The organism is Bradyrhizobium sp. CCBAU 45394, from assembly GCF_028128655.1.
Taxonomy (GTDB): domain Bacteria; phylum Pseudomonadota; class Alphaproteobacteria; order Rhizobiales; family Xanthobacteraceae; genus Bradyrhizobium; species Bradyrhizobium diazoefficiens.
This window is the reverse complement of record NZ_LBIX01000144.1, coordinates 14139-35135: the sequence shown is the minus strand read 5'-3', so window position 1 is coordinate 35135 and position 20997 is coordinate 14139. Positions and strand designations below refer to the sequence as shown.

Below are 20997 nucleotides of genomic sequence, written 5' to 3'. Positions count from 1 at the left end.
CGCGCCGCACGCAGCGAACCGCCGGCACCCCCGGCCCCGCCGCCGAAGCCCGCCCCGGAAAAGACCAGCTTTGAGAATCTCGAAGACGAGATGGCCTCCCTGCTCGGCCGTCCGAAGCCGTCTTCGTGAGGCTGCCGGCCCTCCCGCGTAGAGTTCTTTTTCTTTCTGTCCTGATCGGCGCGGCTTCGCTCGCAGGCCTGGCGCATGCGCAGGACATCAGCATCAATCTCGGCGGCCAGGGCGGCGGCGTCACCGAGCGCGCGATTCAGCTCATCGCGCTGCTCACGGTGCTGTCGATCGCGCCGTCGATCCTGATCATGATGACGTCGTTCACGCGCATCGTGGTCGTGCTGTCGCTCCTGCGCACCGCGATGGGCACGGCGACCGCGCCGCCGAACTCGGTGATCATCGCGCTCGCGATGTTCCTCACCTTCTTCGTGATGGGGCCGGTCCTGCAAAAATCCTACGACGAAGGCATCCGTCCGCTCGTCGCCAACCAGATCGGCGTCGAGGATGCGCTCCAGCGCGCCTCGGTCCCGTTGCGCGGCTTCATGCAGAAGAACGTGCGCGAGAAGGATCTCAAGCTGTTCCTCGACCTCTCCGGCGAGCCGCCGCCGGCCACCCCCGACGAGCTCGCGCTCCGCATCCTCATCCCCGCCTTCATGATCTCCGAGCTGAAGCGCGCCTTCGAGATCGGCTTCCTGCTGTTCCTGCCCTTCCTGATCATCGACCTCGTCGTCGCCTCCGTGCTGATGTCGATGGGCATGATGATGCTGCCGCCGGCAACGATATCGCTGCCGTTCAAGCTGATCTTCTTCGTCCTGGTCGACGGCTGGTCGCTGGTGGCTGGGAGCTTGGTGCAGAGCTACGGGGGATGAGGCAAAAGCCACCCTCAGGCGACGAAGCCGGACCTGTCTCGCGTCGCGAGATTGCTACCGCGTCATCTTGATCTGCCGCAGGGCGGGGATCTTCGGCAGCGAGCCGGTGTGGTCGGTCTCTTCCTTGGCCTGCGGCCCGGCTGGCGCGCGGGCGGTGGCGTCGGGGAAGCGCTGCTTCATCTCGCGCAGGAAGCCGTCGAGCGTGTCGACGCTCGCAGCCAGCTTGGCGATCTCGGCGAATTCGGCGCTGGAGGCCGCGGCCGGCTTGCTGGCGATGTCGAAGGCGAGACGGTCGGCGCTCTCGCTCATCAGCGGCGCGTATTTCTCGCGAAAGCGCGACAGGCCGATCGAATCGTCGGCGAGCGCGTAGCCGACGGCGGCGCGGATGATGTCGCTCTTCTCCACCGCATTGAGCGGCTTGAAGTCGCGGAAGCGCTCGCCGTAATAGAGCTCGATCTGCTCGGCGGACTCGCGCCAGCGCCGCGCCGCCCAGAAGATGTCGGAGCGCAGGCGGAGCACCTCGCGTCCGGAGACGTTGGAGACGATGTCGAGCGCGAGATCGTGCCGGCCGACGTCGCTCTGCGCCCGCGCCTCCAGCAGCAGACGCTGCTGCCTGAGCTCGCCGGAAAGATCGCTGATGCGGCTCGCGCGCAGCGCCGAGATCGCCATGTCCGGCCTGCGGTTGGCGAGATAGATCATGGAAAGACGCGCGGCGACCTGGGCGCGCGCGGCGCCTTCGAGACGGTGGTCGACCTGGTATTGCAAGAGCTCGGCGGCCTGGTCGAGCAGATCGATCGAGGCGAGACGGTCGGCGAGACGGCGGATCAGCTCGTCGCCGCGGCGGCCGATCGGCGTCAGCTCGCGGAACTCGTAGAACATCCCGAGCGCCTCGACCGGCGGCAGCTCGTCACCCTTGGGCCCCAGGAAGATCTGCGTGAACAGGTCGGAGGCGAGATCCTGCGCCTGGCGCGAGGCTTCCGCATTCGGCTGCAGCTTCGTCGCGGTGCGCGCCGCCGTGAGCGCGTCCCGGTAGCGCCCGTTCTCGGCATACATCTGCGACAGCATCTGGAGCGTCTTGACCTCGATCGCGTCGCCGCGCCAGGTCATCGACAGCGTCTCGAGCTCGCGCAGCGCGTCTTCCTTGCTGATCTCGTCGCGCTTCTGCCGCAACGCGATCTCGAGCTGCTTGGCCTCGGCCGCGGCCGGCCGGTCGCTCGAGGCGACCGCGAACTTGTAGTCGTCGAGCGCATCCTTGTCGTGGCCGAGCGCCTCGGCGAGCCTGCCGCGCAAAACGGCGAAGCCGGGCGCAGCCTCGGGCGATACGCCGACGATCTCGAGCTCGCTGCGCCGCTTGGAGGCGCCGGCATAGTCCTTCACCTCGAGCGAGGCGCGCATCGCGTCCATCGTCACGATGCGCTGGATGTCGAGCGGTAGCGAGGCGATCGCGAATTCGACGTTCTTGAACTTCTCGCGCGCGTCTGCCCATTTGCCCTGACGCGCATGGGCGAGCGCCTTCCAGAGCTGGGAGTCGTGGCTGTTGCCGATCACGGGATTGGCGAGGTCCTTCAGGCCCTGCGCCGGCCGGCCGATCAGGATGCTCGCGATCGCGTGCATGATCAGCGCGCCGCTCTCCTCCTTGTTGAGCGGATCGCTCAGCATCAATTCGGTCACGGCCTTGGCCTCGTGATACATCGCGCGTGACATGTAGAACTGCGCGAGGTCGAGCCGCGGCAGCGAGCGCAGCGCAGGCTCGACGGCCGAGATCGCCATGATCAGATCGCTCTGGCGCCCCATGAAGTTTTCCGACTGCCCCTTGCGCCAGGCTTCGGGGCTGAAGATCGGGCGCACCGCGGTCGGGGCGCGCTCGGCGGAGATGTCGACCGGCGACAACGTCAGTCCGCCCTTCTTGCCGAGAATGACCTTGTCGGATCCGACCTCGACGCCGACCTCGTCGGAGTTCGGCCGGATCGCGATGCCATGGGCGGATTCCAGCAGCGAGAGATCGACGAGGTCCTGACGCTTGATGAAGCCGCGCACCGGCCGCTGCGCGGTGACGACATAGAGCATGTCGCCGGCGTCGGGATCGGTGAGCTTGTGCAGCAGGCCCGGATTGGCGAAGGGAATCGCGATGTTGGCGAGCGCGGGGTCGGTGATGTTGCGCGACATCATCAGCGGCAGCGGCGTCGCCTGGATCTTGTCGGCGAGCGTCAGCAGCCAGTTGGTCTCCTTGCCGACCTCCTCGCTCGTCAGCGAGTAGACCAGCGGCCGGGTGAGACGGATGCGTACCGCCTGCCCCTTGTCGAGGGGGATGCGGCCGACCTCGCCGATCATCGCCCCGCCCTTGGTGCGGATCGCCTCGACGTCGATCGGCTTCGGCGTGTCGAACACCAGCCAGACGGTATCGCCGCGGCGGAACGCCGCCGCAGGCGTTGTGACCTGAAGCGGGAACGTCACGCGCAAGCCGTCGCTGTCGCGGCGCGCATCGACGCTTGGTGCGGCCGGCTGCGGCGCGGCCGGCGCCTCGGCGGGCGCAGCTTTGGCTGCTTCCTTGACCGGCTCCTTCGCCGCTTCCTTCACGACCTCCTTGGGCGCCTCGACCATTGCAGGCGCGGCTGGAGCCTCGGCAACAGGCGGGGTGGGCTTCGCGGCTTCCTTCGCCGCTTCCTTGGGCGCTTCCGCAGCGTGCGCAGCTTCGGCCGCGGGAGCCGGCGCCGGTTTCGGCGCTTCGGCGGCGGGCATCGCGGCAGGCGCTTCCGGCTTCACCTCGGGCTTGATATCGATCTTGGCTTCGCGCGCGATCGTCTCGGAGGTCGGCGGTGCGATCTCGCGATGGGCGTCCTTCTTCTCGGCCGCCGGCTTTTCCGCGGCCGGTGCCGGTCCATGGCCTTGGCTGGCCGGCTTGGCCTGCGCAATCGCGGCCTCCGGCATCGCAGCCGTCTTGCCCTTGTCCGGCTGGAAGGAGACGTCAACGACGTAGTTCTTCTCGTCGCGGAAGGAGTGCACGTCGGAATCGCCGATCAGCGCGATCTCGACATTGGTCTGGTCGATGTCGGCCTTCTGCTTGATCGAGGCGACGTTCGGCGGCGCGGCGACGACTGCGTCGGCGAGGTCGAAACTGAGGTTGGCGTTGAAGGCGAGCGTGAGCTTCTGCTCGTTGAGCACGGAGGACACGCCGACGCCGTCGGGCATCTCGAACACGAAGCGCACGAAGGTCGGCTGTACCGAGGCGCGCACACGGATCTGCGGACGCTTCTTGCTTTCCGCCGCGGCGCGCTGGGCGCGCAAGGCGCGTTCAGCGACGCGCGCGCGTTCGGCGAGCTCCTTGACCACGTCCATCGGCAGGCTCGGCGGCGGCCCCTTCCAGCCCTCGGGCAAGAGGTCGATGAAGGTGCGCTCGCCGGCATTCATGGTGTTGACGGTGACGCGCCGCGTTAGCGACAGGCGGATGGCGCCGCCGTCGGGATCGCGGCGGGCGGAGTTGACGTAGTCGGGCGCGCCCTCCGGAACCCGGTCGACGGGCACGTCGACCGGCCGGTCAAAACGGATGATGAGAATGGAGCCGGCCGTCGTGACCTCGGAGGGAACATCCTCGCCGAGCCTGATCACGAGACGCGCGAAGCCGCCGGCGGCCGAAAAACTGGCCTCGCCCCGGATCGGGTCCGCCCGCGCCGGGCTTGCGGCGATCAGGCCGACCAGGAGGATGGTTGCCAGCGCAGGTGCGTTGCGGACATGACGCGACAGCCCCCACGCCAGGGCGCGGGCTCGCGACACAAATCCAGCGGCAGCCTTCTGCGCCATTGGCGGCATTTCTTCCGGTTCGACGACCCATACCGGCACATTGCGCCGGCCCATGTCGTCGAATGTAGGTTTTGCCAATTAAGGACTTGTTAATGCTGTAATGGCGACTTGATCCGGCGCAGCGCGTCGCGACGCCTCGCGTGTGGGCTTAGGCGTTCGCGCTCCAAATCTGGAGAGCAAGTGGTTAAGGAGACGTTAACACCACGTCGTCACCGGCGCCGGGCGGGACCGGCGCGGCCCGGGCCGCAGCCTGCCGTCTCGACAAAATCCTCCACGATGATCGACGAGCCAGATCCAGTCGTGAACTCAGTCGCGACCGACGCCATAATGCGCGAACTCGTCGCCGATGTTGCCCTGAATCGTCTTTGCAGCCGAAATGTCGGAATCTCCGCCAATCGCGTCGCCCTGCTTCAGCTTGGCAAGCCCGCGGCCAAAAAGCGCGCTCGCCAATTCCGGGGCGGCTCGCAAGGCAGAATTGTAGTCGGCGATCGCCGCACCGAACTCACCCATCTTCAGGTGAATCAGCCCGCGCGAGTCGTACACGGCAGCACTGGTCGATCCGGATTGAAGCGCTCTGTCGCAGTCCTCCAGCGCGGCCTGCCAGGCACCAAGCACCGCCCGGGTCCAGCATCGTCCGCTCCGTGCGGCCTGCGAATCCGGCTGGAGACGAATGGCCTCGTCGTAGTCATGCGCCGCGCGCTGGTGGTCATTCTTCTTCAGATAGGCTCCGGCGCGGTTGACGAAGGCAGCGACATAGTCGGGATCGAGCTTGATCGCATCATCAAAGGCTTCGATCGCGAGCTCATACTCGCCTTTCCTCAAGTAAGCCACACCGCGGTTGTTGAAGGCCTTTGCGTATGTCGGCTTGAGCGCGATCGACTGATCGAAATCGCGGATGGCTTTGTCGTAGTCGCCCTTTGCGGTGTAGGCATTGCCGCGATTGTTATAGGCGATAGCCAGAGCTGCCGTCGTACCCTGACTCGCCTCTATGAAAGCCGTGCAGGCATCGATCCGGACATCGAGCGGGGTGGCACCCACCCCGTTGCACGGTTCAATATGACTGAGATAGTTGGTCTTCACCTTGGAATTCTGGGCCGCGACTGGCAAGCCAATCAACAGCAGGACGCCAAGCGCCACTCCGCTTTTTGCGACGGACGATCTTGGTTCCATGTCAGGCCCCCGTCCCCTGAGATCTGGCGATTGCGCGGAGGCTAGAACCAGCGTTAGCACCCGCGGCAGATGTTCAGATTGAGCTTGTGCTCGGCCCTTTGCTCGGGTCGCGGCGCCCCCGTGCCGCCGGACTTCTTCAGATATTTGTTCTTGCCCTCTTCGATAAGAGTGGAAAACCTGGTGGTTCCGTCATCTGAGATTTCGACATGAGGTGTCGTGCCTCGAACGCCCATCGTGGCGACCGGCGTTTCGATCCTCATGTCGCCGGTCTTCGCAACCTGGCCGGCAACAAAGACGAACGTCCCCTTGGTCAGGTTGAAGCTCGTCGAATTGGACTTTCCAGCCGGCTCGTAGACATATTCGTCCAATTTCATGCGGGCGTTGCTCGACAAGTTGAACGAGGTTCCGTCCACGAAGTTGATGCCGACCCGACTGTCGGCATCGGTTCGAACCACATCGCCCAAATAGACCGGATCGCCAATCTTGGTCTGGATGGATTCGCCCGGGACTTTTGCCTGGACAATGACAGCTCCCACATGCTCGATGATGACCGAGCCCTCGGCTGCCACAACTTTCCCGATTGGCTTTGACGACGAATCCAGGACGGCCCGCCGCGGAGAATCGCTCTGCGCCTGGACTGGGTGGGGTGACGAGGCGGCCAGCGCAAGGGCGATACCTGTCACGAGAACAGTCGCTGCGTGAGTGCGCATGGCTCACCCCTTTTTTAAGATGTTGTTTTGAGCATCCGAACGGCTCCGACGGTGTCGGCACCACCGGGCATCATGGCAGACCAGCGGCGACAAACCACGACAGGCAAACTGGTTATTCCGGATTAATCCGAACGGCTGATCGCCGTGCCCGAAAGAGCCACTATCCGTGCCGGGCAATTTCAACGAGCTTTTCCCCCGTGCCGTCAGGCGAAGCGACAGCAATTCTGCCGTGACTGGCCTGGGCGGAATTCTCGGAAACAACGACCTTCAGCGGGCCTGGCCAAGGTTGCCGGCGCAAAATTGCTCCCGATCGCGTGACGCGGCAAGCCAGCAAAGCTACGGCGATGTCTGAGGTCGACGCTGGGCAATCGAGGTCGAACAATGTCCGTCACGCCCGCTGGAAGGCCCGGGGACGAGCGCGAAGCCGCTGCGATCAGGCGTCACCGAGTGAACGCGGCCAAGAGCGGCCCTCTTGATGGACCCGTTGCGCAGATTCGCGAGCGGGCCTCTGCCGGCGGCTTCGGGATGCTGTCGCTCACGGCAATGCTCTTCTCGATGATCAAACAGGTCAAGGCCGCAGACCCGAACGTAACGTTCCTGGATGACGACGCCATCACTTACAAGGACCTTGCGCACGGTGCATACGAGCTTGTGACCAAGGAGCCGATCCCGCGGCACATCATCGTCGAGGATCCCGGCGAAACGATCGTCGTCAAAAAGGTCGGCTCCTCGGTCAGCGTGAACCAGGTCACGAACACGGCTGCTCGCATGGAGGAGTTGCGGGCGGCACAGCAGGACGCGCTTGCCAATCTGGAAGGGCGAGACCCCCACGGGTCGGGCACACCTCCTTTCGTCAAATCCCAGCCGCTACAGCCGATCAATTTCATTCCGCCCGAGGCTCCCGCGGCGCAAGATTTGCTGGCGCCTGTCTCACCGTTTTTCCTCCCTCCGCCTCTGATCATACATCCGCCGCCGACGCTGAACACCGGAGCCGGCCCGGCCGAACTCGATACCGTGGTGTTTGACACATTCACGGCGACGAGCGGGACGTTCACCGCAAGCAGCAGCAACAGTGATGCCACACTGACCTTCGGTATCAGCGGCGGCACCAACGGCAACACGGTGTTGGGCGGGGTGACGTATGATGTATCGCAAACCGGCCCCTATGGCACCCTTTACCTCAACAGCGGGAGCGGCGCCTACACCTTCGTCCCAAACAGTGATGCGATCAATGCGCTGAAGGCGCCAACGACCACAAGCTTCATTATCACGGTGGCGGATGGCTCGCTCTTGGTCAGTCAGCCCTTCCCGATCACCCTCAACGGCGTCGAAGATGCAGCCCTCATTTCCGGTACGACGACCGGCTCAGCGATCGCGGCCGGTGGCGTGGTCAATGCCTCGCCCGGCACGCTGATCGCGACCGGAACGCTCACTGATACCGATCCCGACGACCCGCCCAATACCTTTACGGCGATCGGCTCGCCGGCCGCGAGCAAGTACGGCACCTTCACGATGACAACGGCCGGCGTGTGGACCTATACGCTCGACAAGGCCAACAGTCAGGTGCAAGCGCTCCATGTAGGCGACAGTCTGACCGACAGCTTCACGGTGACCAGCATCGACGGCACCGCGCAGGTGGTCACGATCACCATCCACGGCCCGTTGGTTGAGGTGAGCGGAACGACCCCGTCGCTGACGCTGAGCGAGACGCATCTGACGGCAACCTCCCTGGACGACAACATCGCTGGCTCGGCGCCGGACACGACGCTGACGACGACGTCAGGCGACTTCTCGACGGCGTTCACCTCGGTTCAGGGGGCGGACGGTGCGACGATCAGCTACGCGCTGTCGATCACCGGTGGCAACGGCACGACATCGGGCCTGATCGACTCGCACACCGGCCAGGCCGACGTGCTGGTCCTGAACGGCAACACCATCGAAGGCCATGTTGGCACTACCGGCGGGACGCTGGCATTCACCATCACGCTTGATCCGACGACGGGGCTCGTGACCTTCACCGAATTCCGCGCGGTGACGGAGCCTTCCGGCACCAACCCGGACGGCGGGGAAGGCGTGTCGCTGACCGAAGGGACTGTGACCCTGTCGGCGACGATCACCGAAAAGGACGGCAACTTCCAGACCGCGAGCCGTGATCTCGGCAGCCGGCTGATCATCACCGACGACGGCCCGACGATTGCGGCGACGGGGACGGCTCCGTCGTTGACGCTGAGCGAGACGCATCTGACAGCTACGGCGCTGGACGACAGCATCGCCGGCTCGACGCCGGACGCGACGCTGACGACGACGTCAGGCAACTTCTCGACAGCGTTCACGTCGATCCAGGGGGCGGACGGTGCGACGATCGGCTATGCGCTGTCTGTCACCGGCGGCAACGGCATGGCGTCGGGTCTGCTCGACTCGCACACTGGCCAGGCCGATGTGCTGGTGCAAAAAGGCAATACCATTGAAGGCCATGTTGGCACCGTCGGCGGCACGCTGGCGTTCACCATCACGCTCGATCCGGCGACAGGAATCGTGACCTTCACCGAGTACCGTGCGGTGACGCAGCCTTTCGGTACCAACCCCGACGCCGGGGAAGGCGTCTCGCTGACCGCCGGGATTGTGAACCTGACGGCGACAATCACTGACAAGGACGGTGACTTCCAGACGGCGAGCCTTGATCTCGGCAGCCGGCTGACCATCACCGACGACGGCCCGACGATTGGAGGTTTTGGCATCGCAACCATCGTCGCCAAGGACGATCAAGTTGCGAACGGCACCTACAACGTGAGCTTCGGTGCGGATGGCGAGGGCGCGATGCGCGTGGCCGTCCACAATGGCACTGTTAATGGGTACGATCTGGCGACAACGGATCTGGGCGGCGGCATCACGTCGGTACACGTGACCGGGAATGGTGATGACTACACCTTCTATTATACGACCAAGGCGGTGAGCGGCGGCGTGGAGCTGGATGCGTTCTTCACCGATACAAGCGGGACGCTGAGCGATCCATACTTTAGGCTGCTGATCAATCCAGACGGAACCTACACGTTTGACATCGAGACCGTCGGCTTCTTGCAGCAGACGACGGTGACCGGCTCCGATTTCGGAGCATCCGGGAGTGGCCAGCCGTCACTCACCGCTCCGGACGGTCTGCTCGTCATCACCGGCGATTTCAATGGTGCCCCTGCTGACGTCAAAGCGTCGAGCAACGGCATCGCGGTCGGCGACACCGGACTGCAAATGGATCAACACGAAACCTTGAATCTGGCCTTCACGCCGGTGCAAACGGACGTCAGTTTCGCGCTGACGCAGTGGCAAGGAAACGGAGCTGCGGACGTCGTCTTCAAGGTCTTTGATGGCACCAACGACATCCACGACTTCAGCATAAACATTCCAAAGCCATCGGGTGACGCCCACGTCGTGGTGAAAGAGACTTCGAATCTCGCGCTTGTAAACACTTACTCGTTTGATGGCGCAACTTCGACCTATACGCTCTACGTTGGATCGGAATTCAACCGAATAGAGGTGTCGTACGATCACGCGGTAGCCGGCAACGCTACGTTTACCGTCAACAACATCACATACAGCGAGGGATCCAGGATCCCCAGCACCGATCTGCTGTTTGACGTGACGGCCGTCGACCGTGACGGCGATGCGTCAACGACCGGCCTCCAAGTAGACCTTCTGGGCAGCACTAACATTGCGAGTGGTGTCACCTTGAGCGATCCCCCACAGCCGGTGACGACTGCCGTCAACGGCACCAACGATGGGGCCACTCTCTCCGGGACCGCGACCGGCTCCATGATCGAGGCTGCGGGCGGCGCGCCTGGCACGCCGACCGCTTCCGGCGCGCTCACCAACACCGACGTCAATCTGCCCAACACTTTCACAGCGGTGCGCTCGCCAACGGCGAACGACGGCGGCTACGGTATGTTCACGATGACCGCGGCGGGCCTGTGGACCTACACGCTGGACAACAACAATAGTGTGGTGCAGGCGCTCGATGTTGGCGACACGCCGACCGACACGTTCACCGTGACCAGCATCGACGGGACGACGCAGGTCGTGACCATCGCCGCCCATGGCGCCGGCGACGCCCCCAACGGTTTCGATAACCTGGCCGCTGGACCGGCCGTGACGAGCGATCCTCCCTTCGCCCCTGTGACTCACGGAAGTGAAACCATCGCGGCCGGTGGCGATGTGGGCCAGATCATCTCCACGGGCGCCGGCAAAGATACCGTCAACGGCACTGGCCAGGCTGACATTCTTCATGGCGGCTCCGGCAACGACACGATCAAAGGCAATGACGGCGATGACACGACGCACGGTGGCGCGGGAATCGATGCGGTCAACGGCAACAAGGGCAATGAAACGATCATCGGCGGATTTGGCGCCGACCAATTGACCGGCGGCACCGGGAACGACCGTTTCGTCCATTTGTCCGCGGCGGATTCCAAGGCCGGCCAGTTCGGCACCATCACCGATCTCAACCCGGGATCCGACAAGATCGACTTGACGGCTCTCGGCGGGCTTGGCTTCGTTCTCCTGGCCTTGAGCTCGGCAAGCACGTCCGTGCCGGCGCACACGATCGCCTGGCTCTACGACAGCGCGGCCAATGAAACGATCGTGTATGTCAATCCGAGCGACCAGACCCTGCACATTGGCGATTCCGGCCTGATCGAAATCCATCTGCAGGGCATTGCGACCATCGACGCGTCGGATTTCACCCTGACGCCGGCGGCGGCAGCCGTGCTGGCGGCCGGCAGCGACCCGCTCGATCTCAGCGCAACGACACAAAGCGACGCCACCGCCGTGACGACGACCAGTTCGTCCGAGACCACACTCAGCGACGGCACGCTCCTCGCTGACTGGAACGCGACGGACCGATCAACCGACCAGGCCCACAGCGTCTTTGCCAGTTCGGACCAGTTTGCATGGACCGAACATCCCAGCTTCGCCAGCTCAGACGGGGTGCAGCCGCACGCTGCAGAGATTACCAGCAGTGACGCGGTAACGCCCGCACCGAGCGGGCTGTCCACGATCTTGCACGACGAGGCCGCACCGACGGCGACCAGCTTTGTCTTCGATCAGCTAACGCTGCCCGACAGCACCGATACGACGATCGGAAACAATGACGCGATCGCCGGAAGTGCCCCCATGCCTGAGATTGCTTTCGCGGCGCTCCAAGATGCGGCCGAACAGCTCGCCCGGCACGGGCGTACGCTGGAGAAGGGCAACGAGGACCACGGTGCATCGGCTCCAGACAGCGCCCACAATGCTGCTCATGCCCACGGCGGCGCCAGTCATTCGCTTCCAAGCGAGGCAGCCGGACAGCACGATGCGCCGAAGCACGGCCCGGTGGATGTCGATCCGCCCTCTGCCGGTCATGCAGCGCACGGCTCTGCGCCTGCCGGTTCGCACCAGGTCGGCGACTCCTTTGACTTCAAGGATGGCGCTTCGCATGGCCAGGGTCCGGAGCACGGCGTCCAATTGGATGATCCCTCAGACCCGTCCGGTCATCACGAGCACGCCGGGAAAGCCCACGAATCCGAGGCGGCGTCAATGCACGAACTGTCCCCGTCGCATATTGATCCGGCTCACGGGGCAGGCACAACTGGCGCTCACGTGCTGCACGATCTGATCGTGTGACGCACACAAGGCGACCGTCTCTTCAGTGTTGCGGTCCCGCGCAATCCGGCGCGGAGGAGTTCTCTCGCTCGAGACCAGCGTCATCTTCAGCGTCGCCATCTTCCCCCTGCGGCGGCCATGCATGCTGATGGTCTAGCGCGGATGTCCAGGCGAACGTCATCGCCGCGATGAGCAGCCGATTGACGGCTTCGATTGCGCGTTCTGCTACGGACGAGTAGTTCATAGCTTCCTCCCGCGCTGCGGATTGCGAATGGCGGGAGCCTAGGACGAACTCTGCGGCGCCACTGTACTCCACTTCACATTTGTACGCGTCAACTCATCGCAGCCTCAGAAGATGCCTCTTGCTTCGGCTGCATCCGCAACGCGAGTCGACGTGCCTCGTGCGGCAAGGACGTCAAACTCGCGGCGATCACCCCACTCCCCGGCGCGTTTGATCTGCGTGCTCGGTTGCCGAACAGGCGCGCACAACCTCAGGGGTGTTGCGGTCCATCAACGACTCTGAATCAGATGTGATCATTGCGATGCGAATTCGATTGGTCAACTTTTTGGGGGAGCAATCAATGAGCGAAGAAGCCAACTGCATTGTATGTAGCCAGGCAAGAGCGGTCGTAGCCGTCTTTCCAATCGCGCGGGGTTATGCACTGAAGGTATACGAGTGCTCCTGCTGCCACAGCACCCTTCATCTCGTGACTCGAATGACGAAGGCTGCGCTGATCAAGCAGCACTGCGAGACCCTCCTTCCCGTCGAGAAACCGCTGAGCTCGGCAGGTCGCAGGGTTCAGCAGCGGTTCGCGAGCTAGACACGCAAGGCGTCTAGCCGCGTGCAGGCCGAACGACCGCGCGATTGCGCGCAGGTTGCCGTAACGCGCCGCGGCTCTCGAGCCCTCAATTCGGCTTTTGCGTCGGCTTGCCGTCGATCTTGGGCAGGTCGCCGGCCGAGGCGGATTGATCGCCGCCGCCATTGGCCCGGCGGGCCATTTCGACGGTCAGCCGCTCGGCGGCCTCCGGTGACATCAGCCCCAGGATGTCCGACATCTTTCGCGGCGCGATGGCCGAGGCGATCTCGATCAGCACGCCCATCTCGAGGCGGTCGAACACCCGCGCGGCGTCCTTCGGCTTCATGCCCTCATACATGGTGACGAGGCCCTTCATGCGCTGGGCTTCGGCGGCCTTCTGCTCGGCCTGGGTCGCGGAGATGCGGGATTCCACCGCCTTCATCTCCTCGACCTTGTTCTCGATGCGCTTCTCGGCCGATTTCAGCAGGCTCTCGCGGATGTCGATCTCGCGCTGGCGGGCCTCGATCTCCTGGCGGCGCGACTGCAACCGCTCCAGGATCGCGCGCTCCGAGGCCGAGACCTGCGGCTGGGCTTCCTCCACCTTGACCACGGTGCCTTCGGCCTTGGTCTCGGGCGCGGCCGGCTTCGGCGCCTCCTTCGGCGCGCCATGGGTCGAGCCGGTGATGTCGGGGTCTTCCCGTCCCGTCGGAAAGTTCAGATTCTCCTGCGCCCAGGACTTCTTGGCCTGGTTTGGCTGGTAGTCGAAGACATAGCCGCCATTGATCACGAGGCCCGCGACCTTGAGCGTGGCGAGGCCTGCGACGGCAACCAGGACGACCGGTATGACGCGGATGTTACGAAAGGACTTCATACCCCTGACTTCATGCGGCAAGGCCGTTGGATCGTCGGCGCTCGGAGAAGGCTTCGGCCGCAGCCGCCACCGCCTTCGCCGACGAGGGCTTGGCCACCGGCACGGCAACCGGTTCCGGACTGGTCACGGGGCGCGCGGCGATCGCGATCTTGGACAGGCGCCGCACCACGTTGTCGGCTTCGCCCAGCTGCTTGTAGAGCTGGTCCGACATCTGGGTCGCCGCCGCGAGCTGGCTGCCGAGGTTCTCGTTGACGTCGCGCACGGCGAGCTTCAGCCCGCCGATCGCGCGCTCGGCGATCTCGGTCGCGGTGATCAGCTCGGCAATGACCGCCTTCAGCGAATGCTCGTCCGCCTTCAGCCGCGTCAGCCGCTTGTTCAGCAGGATGCAGTAGCCGATCGTGAGCATCAGCAAGATAGCCACCAGCGTCTCGATCGCCATTCCAAGGGAGTGGTTCATGGGGCCTCCATCATCTTGTTCTGCTCGTCCACCTTCTCGAACATCGCAAGTGTCGTACTTGGCTTGCGCAGGGGTTTCGTCACCCTGATCGCGACGCGGTCGCCGACCCGGCCCATGCGTCCTTCGGTGATTGTGACGTCGCCGCAGCGCACGGTGACGTTGGCATCCGCGCGCATGTCCAGCGGCAGCGTGTCGCCGACCTTCAGCCGCATCAGCTGCTTGAGCGGGATGTCGGCCTCGTAGAGCACGGCATCGACGGAGATCTCGGCCTGGCCGATCTCGGTGGCGAAATGGCCTTCCCAGACCGGGTCGCGGCCGAACTTTTCGCCCATGAACATCTGGAGCAGGACGCCCCGGATCGGTTCGATGGTCGCGTAAGGCAGCAAGAGCTCGATATTGCCGCCGCGGTCTTCCATGTCGATGCGCAGGCGCACCAGGATCGCGGCGTTGGCGGGACGGCTGATCGCGGCGAAGCGCGGGTTGGTCTCGAGCCGGTCGATCGTGAAGGTCACCGGCGACAGCGGCCGGAACGCCTGCTCGGCGTCGGCCAGCACCACCTCGACAAGCCGCTTGACCAGCTCGGTCTCGATCGTGGTGTAGGGCCGGCCCTCGATGCGGAGCTGGCTGGTGCCGCGGCGGCCGCCGAGCAGCACGTCGATCATCGAGTAGATCAGGTTGGAATCGACCGTCGCCATGCCGAAATTGTCCCACTCCTCGGCCTTGAACACCGAGAGCACGGCCGGCAGCGGGATCGAGTTCATGTAGTCGCCGAAGCGCACCGAGGTGATGCGGTCGAGCGAGACTTCGACGTTGTCCGAGGTGAAATTGCGCAAAGACGTCGTCAACAGCCGCACCAGGCGGTCGAAGACGATTTCGAGCATCGGCAGACGCTCGTAGGAGACCATCGCCGAATCGATGATCGCGCGAATGCCGGAATGGTCGTCGAGCGTGACGTCGCCGACGGTGAAGCCGAGGAGGTTGTCGATCTCCTCCTGCGACAGCACCCGCTCGCCGGAGTTCTTGCCGGAGCCGAGGTCGCGGCTGCCGTCCTCGACCATGGCCGCCCATTGCAGGGCCATGGTCTCGGAGAGTTCGTTTTCGGCAGCGGCCTTCGCGGCCTCCGCGGGATCCTCGGAATCGAGCGAAGCCTCCCATTGGGCGGCAATCGCATCCTGGTCCATCTGCTCGTTGCCGGCCATGACGCTAGCCCATTACCTTCCCTGAGCCGTCACTGGATCACGACTTCCTTGAACAGCACCGCGCTGACCTGGACCGGCGCGACCGCCGCGTTGACACGCTTGGTCAGCTCTTCCTTGAGGCGGAAGATGCCGGCGGAGCCGTTGAGGTCGGAGGAGCGCAGCTCGCGCACATAGGTCTGGAAGATGTCGGTGACGCGCGGCATCGCCGGCTTGATCGCCTCGATCTGCTTTTCTTCCTTCAGCTCCAGCACGATCTTCAGCTTCAGATATTGCACGCGCTCGCCCGGAGCGCCGGCGAGGTTGACCATCATGTCGGGCACCTCGACGAAGGCCGGCGGCTTCGGCGGGGGCGCCGCCTCGGCATGGTGCTCGTCGTCGCCGTGGCGGAAGAAGAAGAACCAGGTCGCCGCGCCGCCGCCGAGGACGGCGAGCAGGCCGACGGCCATGATGATGAGCTTGAGCTTGTTCTTCGGGGGAGCGGCTTCCGCGCCTTCGGCGGCTGCGCCGCCTTCCGCTTCATTCTCTGCCATGGTCGCCCGGCTCGCTCATCTCTTATAGGAATCGAAAGAGCGAAGCCCCCTGGCAGACAATGACGCGATACAAATGCCCCAGCGCAATGCGCTCCTCTTGCACGCAAACGCTACGGTAATAATGGTTAACGGAACCTTTCGATTGGGCCGCCACTAGGAAAAATCTGCCGGGCAAACATGGCTAACAGAACCTTTCTGCCGCCCTCCCGCACCCTCGAAAAATCAACAAGACATTGATATTTAACAATTTTCTACGTTGGCACGGCTTTCGCTGAGAAGGGACCGAGGCCCGGGGGTTTGGGAGAACCTGACGGTCTCGTTCACGGGGTCCGCCAACGCGCTTGGGAGAGCGAGGAGGCAGATCTCACTCAGGGGAGATCTTCCGATGCAGAACGCGCTTCTGATCGGCTTGTCACGGCAGATGACGTTGGAACGGCAGATGGATGTCATCGCCAACAACGTCGCCAATGCCAACACCAACGGCTTCAAGGCCGACCATTCGCTGTTCGAGGAGTACCTCAACTCGAACGCGCGTGAGGACAATTTCGTCGGTTCCGACCGCCGGGTCTCCTATGTGCAGGACCGCGGCACCTTCCGCGACGTCGGCCAGGGGCCGATGGAGGCGACCAACAACCCGCTCGACATGGCGATCAACGGCAACGCCTTTTTCGCCGTGCAGGCCAATGGCGCCGAGCGTTACACCCGCGACGGCAAGTTCACGCTCAGCAGCACCGGCCAGCTCGTCACCTCCGACGGCAACCTCGTGCTCGGCACCGCCGGCCCGATCACCTTCCAGCCGACCGACCACGACATCAATATCGCCCCCGACGGCACCGTCACGGTGCTCGAGGGCACGGCCAAGACCGACTCGATCCGCGGCAAGATCCGCATGGTGACCTTCGACGATCCAGCCAAGCTCACCAAGCTCGGCGCCAACCTCTACAGCGCCGGCTCGGCCAACCAGCAGGTCGACACCAAGTCCACCGTGCAACAGGGCTACATCGAGAAGTCGAACGTCAACTCGGTCGGCGAGATGAGCCGCATGGTCGAAGTCATGCGCAGCTACACCGCCATCGCCAATCTGCTCCAGCAGCAGAGCGACCTCCACAAATCGGCGATCGAGAAGCTCGCCGACGTTCCGGCCTGATTAGGAGATCACTGACATGCAAGCGCTCCACACCGCTGCGACCGGAATGGCGGCCCAGGAACTCAACGTCCAGGTCATCTCCAACAACATCGCGAACCTGCGCACCACCGGCTTCAAGAAGCAGACCGCGGCGTTCCAGGACCTGATCTACGAGCACGTCCGCCGCGTCGGCGCGCAGGCCTCGGACCAGGGCACCATCGTGCCTGTCGGCGTCGACATCGGCGGCGGCGTCAAGACCGTCGGCACGCCGCGCAGCATGACGCAGGGCACGCTGTCGCAGACCGGCAACGACCTCGACCTCGCGATCTCGGGCGAAGGCTTCTTCAAGATCCTGATGCCGGACGGCACCTTCCAGTACACCCGCGACGGCACCTTCCAGATGGACAACCAGGGCCGCGTCGTCACCGCGCAGGGCAACCCGGTGCAACCGACCATCACCATCCCGAACAACGCCTCCGGCCTCACCGTCAACGAGCAGGGCCAGGTCTCGGTGACGCTGCCGGGTTCCTCGACGTCGGCCGTTCAGGGCCAGCTCGGCCTGACCCGCTTCATCAACAAGGCGGGCCTCCAGCCCGTCGGCAACAATCAGTTCACCGAGACGCCCTCTTCCGGCCCGCCGCAGGACGGCACCGCGAACACCGAAGGCTACGGCAAGATCACGCAGGGCAGCCTGGAGCAGGCCAATGTCGACGTCGTCTCGGAGATGAGCGACCTGATCGCCGCGCAGCGCGCCTACGAGATGAACGCCAAGGTCATCAGCGCCGCCGACCAGATGATGCAATCGACCACGGCGCTGTTCCGCTGAGGCAATGACGATGATCCGCACCACCCTCGCCACGATCTCCGCTCTCCTGCTGCTGGCACTGCCGGCGCAGGCCGCCGACGACGTCATCGCGGCGCCGACGCTGCGCGCGAGCGTCACCGTGACCTCCGACGTGGTGCGGGTCGGCGATCTCATCGACAATGCCGGCTCGGCCGCGCTGATCCCGGTCTACCGCTCGCCCGATCTCGGCACCACCGGCGCGCTGCCGGTCGCGCATGTCCTGTCGGTGTTGCGCGCAAAGCAGGTGATCGGCGTGATGACCGGCGACATCAGGGAAGTCCAGGTCACCCGCCTCGCCCGCACCCTCGCCAACAAGGACCTCGAAAACGCGGTGGCTTCCGCGCTCGAGCGCCGCTTCGGCCTTGGCGATGCCGCCAACATCACCGTCACCTTCGACCGCGGCGTCGCCGACATGCGGCTGGACGCCTCCAACACCGGCGCGCTCCAGCCGGTCGCGACGCGTTACGACGCCCGCGGCGGCCGTTTCGACATCGCCTTCGAGATCAACAACGACAACAATCCGGCGCCGACCAAGCTGCGCTTCACCGGCACCGCGATCGAGACCGTGGAAGTGGCCGTGCTGACGCGCGACATCGACCGCGCCGACCTCCTGAAATCCTCCGACGTCACGCTGGAGCGCCGGCCCAAGGCCGAGGTCACCGGCGAGGCCGCCTCGCGCGACCGCACCATCGGCATGCAGCTGCGCCGGCCGATGCGGGCGGGCACGCCGATCCGCGTCGCGGACATCGTCAAGCCCGACTTCGTGCAGCGCGACCAGAACGTCACCATCATCTACCAGGTGCCCGGGCTCTACCTCACCACGCGCGGCAAGGCGATCGAGAGCGGCGCCGAGGGTGACACCGTCAGCGTGCTCAACCTGCAATCCAAGCGCACGCTAACCGGCGTCGTCACCGGCCGCGGCCAGATCACGGTCCAGGGCGCGAGCCAGTCGCCGCCGATGGCGCCTGCAGTCGAGCAGACCTCCTCGCTCAAGCGTGACGAAACGCCTGCCCCTGCGGCTGCGGCCGCAGCGCTCGCCCAAAGCCTGATCCAGGCGCCCACGTCTCCGGCCCAGATCGCACAAGCCCAGATCCCGCAAGCCCGCGTCTCGCAAGCTCCAGCCAAGTCAGAGTAAGTCATGTCCCCGTTCAGTTCGGCTTTCCGTCCTCGTCGCATCGCGATCTCTGCCCTGCTGCTGGCCATTGGCGCGCTGGCAAGCGGCTGCTCCTCGATCGACCGCCTGTCGCAGATCGGCGAGCAACCGAAACTGTCCGCGATCGACAATCCGACGGCGCAGCCCGGCTACAAGCCGGTGCAGATGCCGATGCCGAAGCCGGAAGTCGCCTCCTACAATCCGAACTCGCTGTGGCGCAGCGGCAGCCGCGCCTTCTTCAAGGACCAGCGCGCTCACCAGATCGGCGACCTGCTCACCGTGACCGTGAACATCACCGACAAGGCCAACATCGCCAACGAAACCCAGCGCAGCCGCACCGCCAAGGAAGATTCGGGAATTACCGACTTTATCGGCAGCCAGACGGTCACGCAGCCGCTCAAGGTCCTGCCCGGCCGCCTTCTCACCACCGACTCGACATCCTCCGCCGACGGCAAGGGTTCGGTCAATCGCCAGGAAGCGTTGCAGACCAACGTCGCCGCGGTGGTCACGCAGGTGCTGCCGAACGGCAACCTCGTGGTCGAAGGCAAGCAGGAGATCCGGGTCAACTACGAGATCCGCGAGCTCGTGGTCGCCGGCATCGTCCGCCCCGAAGACATCCAGAGCGACAACACCATCGACTCCAGCAAGATCGCGCAGGCCCGCATCGCCTATGGCGGCCGCGGCCAGATCATGGACGTGCAGCAGCCGCGCTACGGCCAGCAGGTCATGGACGTGCTGCTGCCCTTCTAAGCCTCTTTAAGAGCTCCCACATCGTGTTCGCGAACCTAGGCGCGAACGACGATGTACTACGCGGCCTCCGGTAGCTCCCCTGCCGGAGGCCGCATGTATTTTGGCGTGGTGCGCCACACTCAACCAGGCCGGTCGTGCGATTATAGCGGCGCAGTTGCCTCAAATTCCGTCATTGCGAGCGTAGCGAAGCAATCCAGAAATGCGCCCGCGGAAGGATTCTGGATTGCTTCGTCGCAAGAGCTCCTCGCAATGACGGAGAAGCGCGGTTGCGCCCCTCACTTGAACTCCGCCTCCACCACGCCCAGCCCGTCCAGCTCCATCCGCACCTTGTCGCCGGCCTTCAGCCACAGCGTCTTCACCAGGCTCCCGGTGAGCACGAGCTGCCCCGCGTGAAGACCCTTGCCCTCGGCGGCGAGATGGTTGGCGAGCCAGGCGAGCGCGTTGTGGGGGTGGCCGAGCACGTCGGCGCCGGTACCGTGGCCGACCTCCTCGCCGTTGACGATGGCGCGGCCTTTGACCGCCTTCAGGTCCGGCACCGACGAGCGCGGAACCGACGGCCCCAGCACGCAGCCGGCGGCGAAGAAATCGTCGGCGATCAGCGTCGGCGCGCCCATCGTCTCCCACTTCACATAGCGGTCGTCGACGATCTCGATCGCGGGATGATAGGCATCGACGGCCTCGCCGACCCATTCGGCCGTGAACGGCGCCTCGCCGGCGGCAAGGTCACGCTGCAGCCGCACCGCGATCTCGCATTCGACGCCGACCCGGACATATTTGGAAGCCGCGAGCTTCACCCCGCTATCGTGCACGCCCTTCTGGAACACGCCGCCGGCGCAGGGATGCGGGATGCCGATATAGTCCTGCATCACCTGGCTGGTGCAGCCGATCTTGTAGCCGACGAGCGGCCCGGCATGCGGCAGCAGGAGATCGTGCAGCGCACGCTGGACCTGGTAGCCCTCGGCCTCGTCGGCTGGCGGAACCTCGAGCGCCGCAAGCGGCGCATGGTTGCGGCGCGCCAGCGCGATCGCCTTTGCGGCTTCGAGAATGTTGTCCATCGGCGCCGCCTCCCACGCTACGCATTCG

At 64.7% G+C, this 20997-nt stretch carries 15 protein-coding genes and 1 pseudogene; 7 read left to right on the top strand and 9 right to left on the bottom strand.

The features are described 5' to 3' along the window. Both WN73_RS14680 and fliP read left to right on the top strand, forming a co-directional pair. A pseudogene (locus WN73_RS14680) lies at positions 1-129 on the top strand (flagellar biosynthetic protein FliO); the annotation flags it as partial. Then, positions 126-878 (top strand): flagellar type III secretion system pore protein FliP, encoded by a 753-nt coding sequence (fliP, locus tag WN73_RS14675; RefSeq protein ID WP_011088559.1) that lies wholly within the window; start codon positions 126-128, stop codon positions 876-878. The pseudogene WN73_RS14680 and the gene fliP, both read left to right, overlap by 4 nt. 54 nt (positions 879-932) lie before the next feature. On the opposite strand, the gene WN73_RS14670 is transcribed toward fliP, so the two are convergent. From WN73_RS14670 to WN73_RS14660, 3 genes are all read right to left on the bottom strand, one after another. After that, positions 933-4676, bottom strand: a complete 3744-nt coding sequence (locus WN73_RS14670; RefSeq protein WP_271553463.1) for a tetratricopeptide repeat protein — start codon at positions 4674-4676, stop codon at positions 933-935. A 306-nt stretch (positions 4677-4982) separates the two neighbouring features. After that, the gene (locus WN73_RS14665) at positions 4983-5846 is read right to left on the bottom strand and encodes a tetratricopeptide repeat protein (RefSeq protein ID WP_038967162.1); all 864 of its coding nucleotides are present in this window, start codon (positions 5844-5846) and stop codon (positions 4983-4985) included. A gap of 53 nt (positions 5847-5899) precedes the next feature. Beyond that, positions 5900-6556: a FecR family protein gene (locus tag WN73_RS14660; protein WP_097532197.1), complete on the bottom strand. Its 657-nt coding sequence runs from the start codon at positions 6554-6556 to the stop codon at positions 5900-5902. Positions 6557-6937: 381 nt separating this feature from the next. Here WN73_RS14660 and WN73_RS14655 point away from each other — a divergent pair, with 381 nt between their 5' ends. Beyond that, the gene (locus WN73_RS14655; RefSeq protein ID WP_271553460.1) at positions 6938-12208 is read left to right on the top strand and encodes a DUF5801 repeats-in-toxin domain-containing protein; all 5271 of its coding nucleotides are present in this window, start codon (positions 6938-6940) and stop codon (positions 12206-12208) included. 22 nt (positions 12209-12230) lie between these two features. Here the strand turns inward: WN73_RS14655 and WN73_RS14650 are convergent, their stop codons facing one another. The 5 genes from WN73_RS14650 to fliL all read right to left on the bottom strand — a co-directional run bounded on the left by WN73_RS14650 (position 12231) and on the right by fliL (position 16041). Continuing rightward, positions 12231-12431: a hypothetical protein gene (locus WN73_RS14650; RefSeq protein ID WP_039185590.1), complete on the bottom strand. Its 201-nt coding sequence runs from the start codon at positions 12429-12431 to the stop codon at positions 12231-12233. A gap of 662 nt (positions 12432-13093) precedes the next feature. After that, a complete protein-coding gene (locus tag WN73_RS14645; RefSeq protein ID WP_011088566.1) occupies positions 13094-13855 on the bottom strand; it encodes a MotE family protein in 762 nt (253 codons plus the stop codon). A gap of 10 nt (positions 13856-13865) precedes the next feature. Next, positions 13866-14312, bottom strand: a complete 447-nt coding sequence (locus tag WN73_RS14640; RefSeq protein WP_060908203.1) for a DUF6468 domain-containing protein — start codon at positions 14310-14312, stop codon at positions 13866-13868. Next, complete coding sequence (fliM, locus tag WN73_RS14635; protein ID WP_011088568.1) at positions 14309-15511, bottom strand: flagellar motor switch protein FliM; 1203 nt, start codon at positions 15509-15511, stop codon at positions 14309-14311. Before fliM ends, WN73_RS14640 begins: the two co-directional genes overlap by 4 nt. Positions 15512-15540: 29 nt before the next feature. Then, the gene (gene fliL, locus WN73_RS14630) at positions 15541-16041 is read right to left on the bottom strand and encodes a flagellar basal body-associated protein FliL (RefSeq protein ID WP_027548517.1); all 501 of its coding nucleotides are present in this window, start codon (positions 16039-16041) and stop codon (positions 15541-15543) included. Between the two features lie 385 nt (positions 16042-16426). On the opposite strand from fliL, the gene flgF reads away from it, so the two are divergent. The 4 genes from flgF to flgH are packed head-to-tail and all read left to right on the top strand — an operon-like array spanning position 16427 to position 19914. Continuing rightward, complete coding sequence (flgF, locus tag WN73_RS14625) at positions 16427-17188, top strand: flagellar basal-body rod protein FlgF (RefSeq protein ID WP_271553431.1); 762 nt, start codon at positions 16427-16429, stop codon at positions 17186-17188. A 16-nt stretch (positions 17189-17204) separates the two neighbouring features. Then, positions 17205-17993, top strand: a complete 789-nt coding sequence (flgG, locus tag WN73_RS14620) for a flagellar basal-body rod protein FlgG (RefSeq protein ID WP_011088571.1) — start codon at positions 17205-17207, stop codon at positions 17991-17993. 10 nt (positions 17994-18003) lie between these two features. Next, entirely contained in the window at positions 18004-19146 is a 1143-nt protein-coding gene (gene flgA, locus WN73_RS14615) for a flagellar basal body P-ring formation chaperone FlgA (protein ID WP_028173290.1), read from the top strand. 3 nt (positions 19147-19149) lie between these two features. Then, positions 19150-19914, top strand: a complete 765-nt coding sequence (flgH, locus tag WN73_RS14610) for a flagellar basal body L-ring protein FlgH (RefSeq protein ID WP_011088573.1) — start codon at positions 19150-19152, stop codon at positions 19912-19914. 275 nt (positions 19915-20189) lie between these two features. On the opposite strand, the gene WN73_RS14605 is transcribed toward flgH, so the two are convergent. Next, on the bottom strand, positions 20190-20969 hold the full coding sequence (locus WN73_RS14605; protein ID WP_011088574.1) for a 2-keto-4-pentenoate hydratase: 780 nt from the start codon (positions 20967-20969) through the stop codon (positions 20190-20192). Between the last annotated feature and the right edge of the window lie 28 nt (positions 20970-20997).

Bases quoted from the DNA above. Each gene is read 5' to 3' on its own strand.
- WN73_RS14670 (WP_271553463.1), bottom strand. From the start codon at position 4,676: ATGGCGCAGAAGGCTGCCGCTGGATTTGTGTCGCGAGCCCGCGCCCTG.
- WN73_RS14660 (WP_097532197.1), bottom strand. From the start codon at position 6,556: ATGCGCACTCACGCAGCGACTGTTCTCGTGACAGGTATCGCCCTTGCG.
- flgG (WP_011088571.1), top strand. From the start codon at position 17,205: ATGCAAGCGCTCCACACCGCTGCGACCGGAATGGCGGCCCAGGAACTC.
- WN73_RS14645 (WP_011088566.1), bottom strand. From the start codon at position 13,855: ATGAAGTCCTTTCGTAACATCCGCGTCATACCGGTCGTCCTGGTTGCC.
- WN73_RS14665 (WP_038967162.1), bottom strand. From the start codon at position 5,846: ATGGAACCAAGATCGTCCGTCGCAAAAAGCGGAGTGGCGCTTGGCGTC.
- WN73_RS14640 (WP_060908203.1), bottom strand. From the start codon at position 14,312: ATGAACCACTCCCTTGGAATGGCGATCGAGACGCTGGTGGCTATCTTG.
- WN73_RS14605 (WP_011088574.1), bottom strand. From the start codon at position 20,969: ATGGACAACATTCTCGAAGCCGCAAAGGCGATCGCGCTGGCGCGCCGC.
- flgF (WP_271553431.1), top strand. From the start codon at position 16,427: ATGCAGAACGCGCTTCTGATCGGCTTGTCACGGCAGATGACGTTGGAA.
- fliL (WP_027548517.1), bottom strand. From the start codon at position 16,041: ATGGCAGAGAATGAAGCGGAAGGCGGCGCAGCCGCCGAAGGCGCGGAA.
- fliM (WP_011088568.1), bottom strand. From the start codon at position 15,511: ATGGCCGGCAACGAGCAGATGGACCAGGATGCGATTGCCGCCCAATGG.
- flgA (WP_028173290.1), top strand. From the start codon at position 18,004: ATGATCCGCACCACCCTCGCCACGATCTCCGCTCTCCTGCTGCTGGCA.
- flgH (WP_011088573.1), top strand. From the start codon at position 19,150: ATGTCCCCGTTCAGTTCGGCTTTCCGTCCTCGTCGCATCGCGATCTCT.
- WN73_RS14655 (WP_271553460.1), top strand. From the start codon at position 6,938: ATGTCCGTCACGCCCGCTGGAAGGCCCGGGGACGAGCGCGAAGCCGCT.
- WN73_RS14650 (WP_039185590.1), bottom strand. From the start codon at position 12,431: ATGAACTACTCGTCCGTAGCAGAACGCGCAATCGAAGCCGTCAATCGG.